The organism is Enterovibrio calviensis DSM 14347 (assembly GCF_000621165.1).
Taxonomy (GTDB): Bacteria; Pseudomonadota; Gammaproteobacteria; order Enterobacterales; family Vibrionaceae; genus Enterovibrio; species Enterovibrio calviensis.
Genome location: NZ_JHZA01000031.1, coordinates 1 through 6,187, shown reverse-complemented (window position 1 = coordinate 6,187; position 6,187 = coordinate 1). Strand labels below are relative to the sequence as shown.

The window sequence follows — 6,187 nt, the reverse complement described above, 5'->3', positions numbered from 1 at the left end:
TGTCGTTTTGAAGTGCTTTATTTAGTTTCCCATTACCTTGGTGAACTTCGATTGTTCCATTGTTGTGCGTATACCAACCTGAGAAGAAGGTGTCTTTGATATGTGCGTGTGCTTTACCAGCATCATCACCCCAAGATTCCATGTCGCCGTTTACCAAAAGATTCTGGCTTTCATTTTGGTTACCGTACAAGAAATCCTGACCGTTAGTTCCCGTCACGTTTGTCATCGTCAATCCTTAATTTTTCATTGAAACTGGCAAATTCGAGCGCAAATTAATGTCAAGCCAAAGACCCACAACAGAATCCTATTTTTTTGATAAATTCGCTTCACTCTTCAATCGCGGTAATACTAGTCACCTCCTAGATTCGAGACAACGCATGTTCAATAACTCAAAACTAAAACAACAATAAATAATGAGAAACTCTTAATACATTCAGCCTGAAAATACACACACACACCAACAAAATAACCATCCATAAATCCAAGATTTTGATTTTAAAGAATAAATAACATGAGGAAACACTAATAATAGTGATGAAAGTACCAATTTATCTTCATCCAAACGATTTAGCCGCCAGCACTGAAAAAGAATCCAAAAAATAAACAGATAAACCATTAATATTTAAAACATTTATCACAGAAAGCACCAATCAACTTACTTCACGCGTTTATTTCTAGCCATATAAAAATGACAGCAAAATGGCATGAAATGATTTTATAAATCATTGAAAGATAAAAAACACCAAACAACTAGAAAGTGGGAATGAGGCTATTAGATCTGAAATGCAAAGATAAAAGGCATGCTATGACAACAAGTAGGCACAAAATGAATATTAGTTATTTATCCAACCCAAAATCGAAGATAGAGAAGACAGGGGAAATAGTTTGATTTTTCCTCACATGAATAAATTAAATATTTTCAAGAAACAAAAAACCCGCCACTAGGCGGGTTTTTATCATTTGGCTCAATCGTAATTAGAAAATTTCATTGCCGTCTTGATAGACATGCTCTGCATCAGTCCAGATGGTCACTGTGCTGCCTGAAGACTTAGTGAATACATAAGATTCCAATTCGCCGACTTGGGCATCAGTTAGGTTCATGAAGGCAATCATGTCTGCTGATAATTCAGCTTCAGGCGCAGCAGACGCTTCATAAGTCCAGCCTCCCGCTTCCAAATTGAAGGTGTCATCACCCTCGCCCAAGAAAGCCACAAAACCGTCCCAATCACCTGGATCTGTCAGCGTTTCTGTTTGGAACTGATCAGACTGAGCTGCGATAGCGAATGCATTCGCCGTCACCGTTTGATCACCTTCTCCCGCCACAACCGCTTCTACCTGAGCAATCGGCTTAGGCCCAGAAGTCACACCGTAAGAGGCACCCGTTAAATCTACGTTCGCATCACCTTCAACAAGCAGTTGGTCAAAGCCACGGTCACCGATATAGATAGTTTTGTTTTCTTGCAAGAAGGTGAGATCAGAGAAATCTTCTTGGTCGAAGAACATGGTGTCATTGCCTTCACTGCCTTGGTAAAGGTCAAGACCCGTGCCACCGTCCATGATGATGTCGTTATCATAACCCGCTTTAAGCACATCGTTCCCTGCGCCACCAAACAGCGAATCATCACCACTTGCACCGATGAGCGTATCATCACCGTCACCGCCGTAAATGATGTCATCGCCTTGGTTACCGTTGATAACGTCATTACCCGCGCCACCGTAGATAGTGTCATCGCCTTTACCGCCGTAAAGGCTATCATCGCCAGCATCGCCGTTAATCAAATCGTCACCATCACCACCGTAGATCTTATCGTTACCTTCACCACCACTGATGGTGTCATTGTCGCTGACAGTGACTTCTTGAGTCGTTTCAGCAAACTCGGAATAGTCGAGTTCACGAAGGTTTTCGTAAGAGTTAGCCACCAACGATAGATTGGTCGCTGCGGTAATTTCCGGCCCTTCGATTTGCAGAAGGATTTTGCCGTTCTCGCCAAGGTTGTAGTAGTGATGGTTGTTGCCATCTAAATCCACATCAATAATTGCGAACTTGTAAACGTTGGTGCCATCGGTGTATTTCAAGGTGTAATCGAGGTTAACGGAATAGGTATTCCCGTTGAACGTCACTGTTTGCGTTTTGTCGTCTGAATATTCGTTACAGTAATTGTCACCGTTCAGAACACCATCTTCGTCTTGGAAGGTGACTTCTGTTGTGCCACCGTCGAACGCCAGCGTTTTAGGGAAACACCAAGTGTGGAACTCGCCACCTGACGGCATGCTGAAATCATCACCCATGATGAACACGCTGGCGGTTGGGTCGGTTTCGATCGTCTCAGTGGCGATTGTGCCACCGTAGATGACATCATCACCGTCACCACCATAGATCTCGTCATCACCCCACTGACCATAGATTGTGTCGTTACCTGCGCCACCATCGATGTAGTCGTTGTCGTTAGATTTCTGAGTCTTCGCTTCAGAAATATCATCGTAATTTACGTCGTTGATATTTTTGTATGAATGCGGAACCAAAGACAAATCAGTCGCGTCAGTGATTTCTGGGCCATCAAGTTGAAGCAATAAGTTGCCGTTTTCGTTCAAGTTATTGTAGTGGTGTCCGTTGCCATCCAAATCAACATCAAGGATTGCGAAGGTATAAACGTTACCGTCGGTATCGCAGTACTTCAGCGTGTAATCCAAGTTGACGGCATACGTGTTGCCATCAATAGTCACGGTTTGTGATTTGTCATCCGAGTATTCGTTACAGTAGTTATCACCGTTCAGAACACCATCATCATCTTGGAAGGTAACTTCAGTTTTACCACCGTCAAATGACAAGTTTTTAGGGAAAGACCAAGTGTGGAAGTTACCACCAGAAGGCATTTGGAAATCTTCACCCATCTGAAACACGGTGACGGTTGGATCGTCGCTGTAGTTTGGTGTTGCAGTGTTCCCGTAGATGATGTCATCGCCATCACCACCGAACAGGGTGTCATTACCGTTTTCGCCCGAAATATGGTCTTCACCTTTCAAGCCAAAAATGGTGTCGTCGCCATTGCCACCGGTAATGGTGTCGTTCAAATCTGCTGGGTCCACGACTTCAGGCTCTGTGATGTCTGCATAGTTGAGGCTGCTGACATTGCTGTAAGAGTTCGGAACCAAAGAAAGATCGGTATCGCCCGTGATTTCAGGGCCGTCGATTTGAATCAGGATCTTGCCGTTTTCACCAACATTACAGTAGTGATGGCCGTTGCCGTCGCTATCAACATCCACAATAGCAAACGTATATACGTTGCCATCGCTGTCGCAGTATTTGAGGCTGTAGTCGACGTTGGCTGAATATTCTTGGCCGTCGATGTCGACAGTTTGTGTCTTGTCATCAGAAAACTCATTCCAACGATCATCGCCATTAAGCTGACCATCATCATCGTTGTACGTCACGGTAGAAGTAGAGCCGGTAAAGTTCAACGTAGGAGGGAATGACCACGTATGGAAGTTGCCGCTATCCATTGTGAAATCTTCACCCATCACGAACACCGCGCCAGTTTTTTGTGAGCTGTCACCGTTACCGATGTCGCCGTACAAGGTATCTGCGTTCGATGTGCCGTTTATATCTGCCATTGCCTTTACCCTCATTTTCCATTGAAAGTGCGCAGATGAATGGCGTTAAGTTTTGAAATACATTGCCCCATTTACACTTAACAGAAGGGCACTTATATTTGGTATAACTAACATTCACTCAGCGCATGCTGTGACATTAGCTTTATTGATAAGACACATATAAACAATGGAAGTAAGGCATGTTCATAGCAAAGTCAGTTGCATGAATTAATAAGAAGTAACTAATCGAGTAATGAAGTACTAATACGATGATGAGTAAAGCATCAAAATCATACAGTCTATCGGCACTGTGTATAGGTTATTGACATGGCAGCTTTTAACCGTCTGCAATACGGAATAGAGCAATAAAAAAAGGGCGTTGGAAAAGGGAGATATGTGTCTTGGCATCATCTCCTTTGTGCAAAAGTATTAGACAAATAACCAATAAAAGCTGATGAATCGCTAAGTACGCACGATTGAGCAAAAGCGGATGAACAGAAACAACAAAACCCAGCGTTAGGCTGGGCTCTGTAAATTAGCTTGGCTTGGAAAACGTCGGCTAACCGATGATCTCAACGCCATTTTGGTAGAACTGCTCTGCATCTGTCCAGATTGTCACTGTGCTGCCTGATGAGTAAGAGAATACATACGCGTCTAATTCATCAGCCTGCGCTTCATTCAAACCCATGAACGCAATCATGTCCGCAGACAATTCCGCCGCCGGTGCAGCTGATGCATCGTAAGTCCAGTTCTTGGCGTCCAAGTTGAAGATATCATCACCTTCGCCCAAGTAAGCAACGAACCCGTCCCAGCTACCTGGATCAACCAGCGTTTCGGTTTGCATTGCATCAGATTGAGCACTAATAGAGAACGCGCTCGCCGTGACCGTTTGGTCACCTTCACCGGCAACAATCGCTTCAACTTGTGCGATTGGCTTAGGCCCAGATGTCACGCCGTAAGAAGCACCCGTTAAATCAACGTTCGCGTCTCCTTCAACAAGCAGTTGGTCAAAACCACGGTCACCGATGTAAATAGTTTTGTTTTCTTGCAAGAAAGTTAAATCAGAGAAATCTTCTTGGTCAAAAACTAGGGTGTCGTTGCCTTCACTACCTTGGTAAATATCCAGACCTGCGCCGCCATCCATAATGATGTCATTATCATAGCCCGCTCTCAGTATGTCGTTACCTTTACCGCCGAAGAGCGAATCGTTGCCGCCAGAGCCGAGCAGTAAATCGTCACCAGCTCCGCCATAAATGACATCATCGCCTCTGCCGCCATTGAGGGTGTCATTGCCCTTTCCGCCGTGAAGGGTGTCGTCGCCGTCACCACCATTAATGGTGTCATCACCGATATCGCCTTCGATAACATCGTCGCCATCGTCGCCATAGATGGTGTCATTACCCTTTCCACCAAAAATGGTATCGTTGCCATTATCACCGCGGATCGTGTCACTACCTTTGCCGCCAGCGATGAAGTCGTCACCATCATTACCGCGAAGCGTGTCATCACCTTCGTTACCGTGAATCTTGTCGTCACCGTTGCCGCCGTTGATGATGTCATTGTTGCTTTCATCATTATCAGCAAGAGACAATGAAACATTATCAATCAAGGCTCCCAGGTTTTCGCCGTTTGCCGATGATTCGAAGCGTAGCGCAATGGATTCCACTCCTTGGGGTAAAACAAATTCCGCATTAAAATCCAAAAATCCTTCGTTTGATTGCAAGGCGTCAATGGTCATTTCATAGATAACGTTGCCGTCTTGGTCGAACACCTTCACAGTGAATGGGCTGTTTTCTAGCTCGCCAGTTTGGGTGCGAAATCCGTAGTTGAAGCTCAGCGCCATCGTCGCATCACCTTCAGTGGTGAGATCAGCGGTTGCGACTTCCTGCTGTACCCAAAGGTGACCATCAAGATTTAGATCCAACACAGTGTTTTCGCTGCTGTTCTCTGGCCCACCTGCAATACTGCCTTGTTGAACAGTGATCGGATTATGCCCCGGCGTATACCAGCCAAGGAATGCGTGATCAGCGAGGGTTGCACTTGCGTTTTCGCAATCGTTGCCCCAGCCTTCCATATCGCCATTGATGAGAAGGTTACGAGCAGTATCACCATAGATAACATCGTTTCCGTCGCCGCCATTTAGAGTGTCATCACCGTTCCCGCCGTGGATGACATCATCACCAGACTCACCAAAGATGGTGTCATTGCCATTACCGCCATCGATAACATCATTCACGGTGTTTGAAGCAGTTAGTGATACGTTATCGATCAATGCGCCTGCGCCATCCGCTTTGCCATGGCCAGTGAAACGCAGCACCACACCGGATGTCCCTTCAGGGATCACCAAGTCGACATCAAAATTCTCAAAATGATCATTGCTTTGCGTGTTTTCAAAATACTGTTGGTAGATAACCTTGCCATCTTGGTCAAACACCTTGACCTCAAATGGGCTGGTGTCATCACGGACACCGTGTTTTTTGGTGAAACGGTATTGGTTTGCGTAATCGAACGAGAGTGAAAGTGTTGCATCACCATTTTTTGTTAGGTTGGCGACATCAATATCTTGCTGGATGGATTTATTATTCTTACCGCCATC

General features: G+C 45.1%; 3 protein-coding genes. All 3 read right to left on the bottom strand.

The genetic code is table 11. The features are described 5' to 3' along the window. Positions 1-226: hypothetical protein (locus Q365_RS0118125; RefSeq protein ID WP_028024667.1), on the bottom strand; the 226-nt coding region annotated here is incomplete at its 3' end. Positions 227-975: 749 nt separating this feature from the next. Then, entirely contained in the window at positions 976-3,612 is a 2,637-nt protein-coding gene (locus Q365_RS0118120; protein WP_028024666.1) for a calcium-binding protein, read from the bottom strand. 538 nt (positions 3,613-4,150) lie between these two features. Next, on the bottom strand, positions 4,151-6,187 hold a 2,037-nt coding region (locus Q365_RS0118115; protein ID WP_028024665.1), incomplete at its 5' end, for a calcium-binding protein.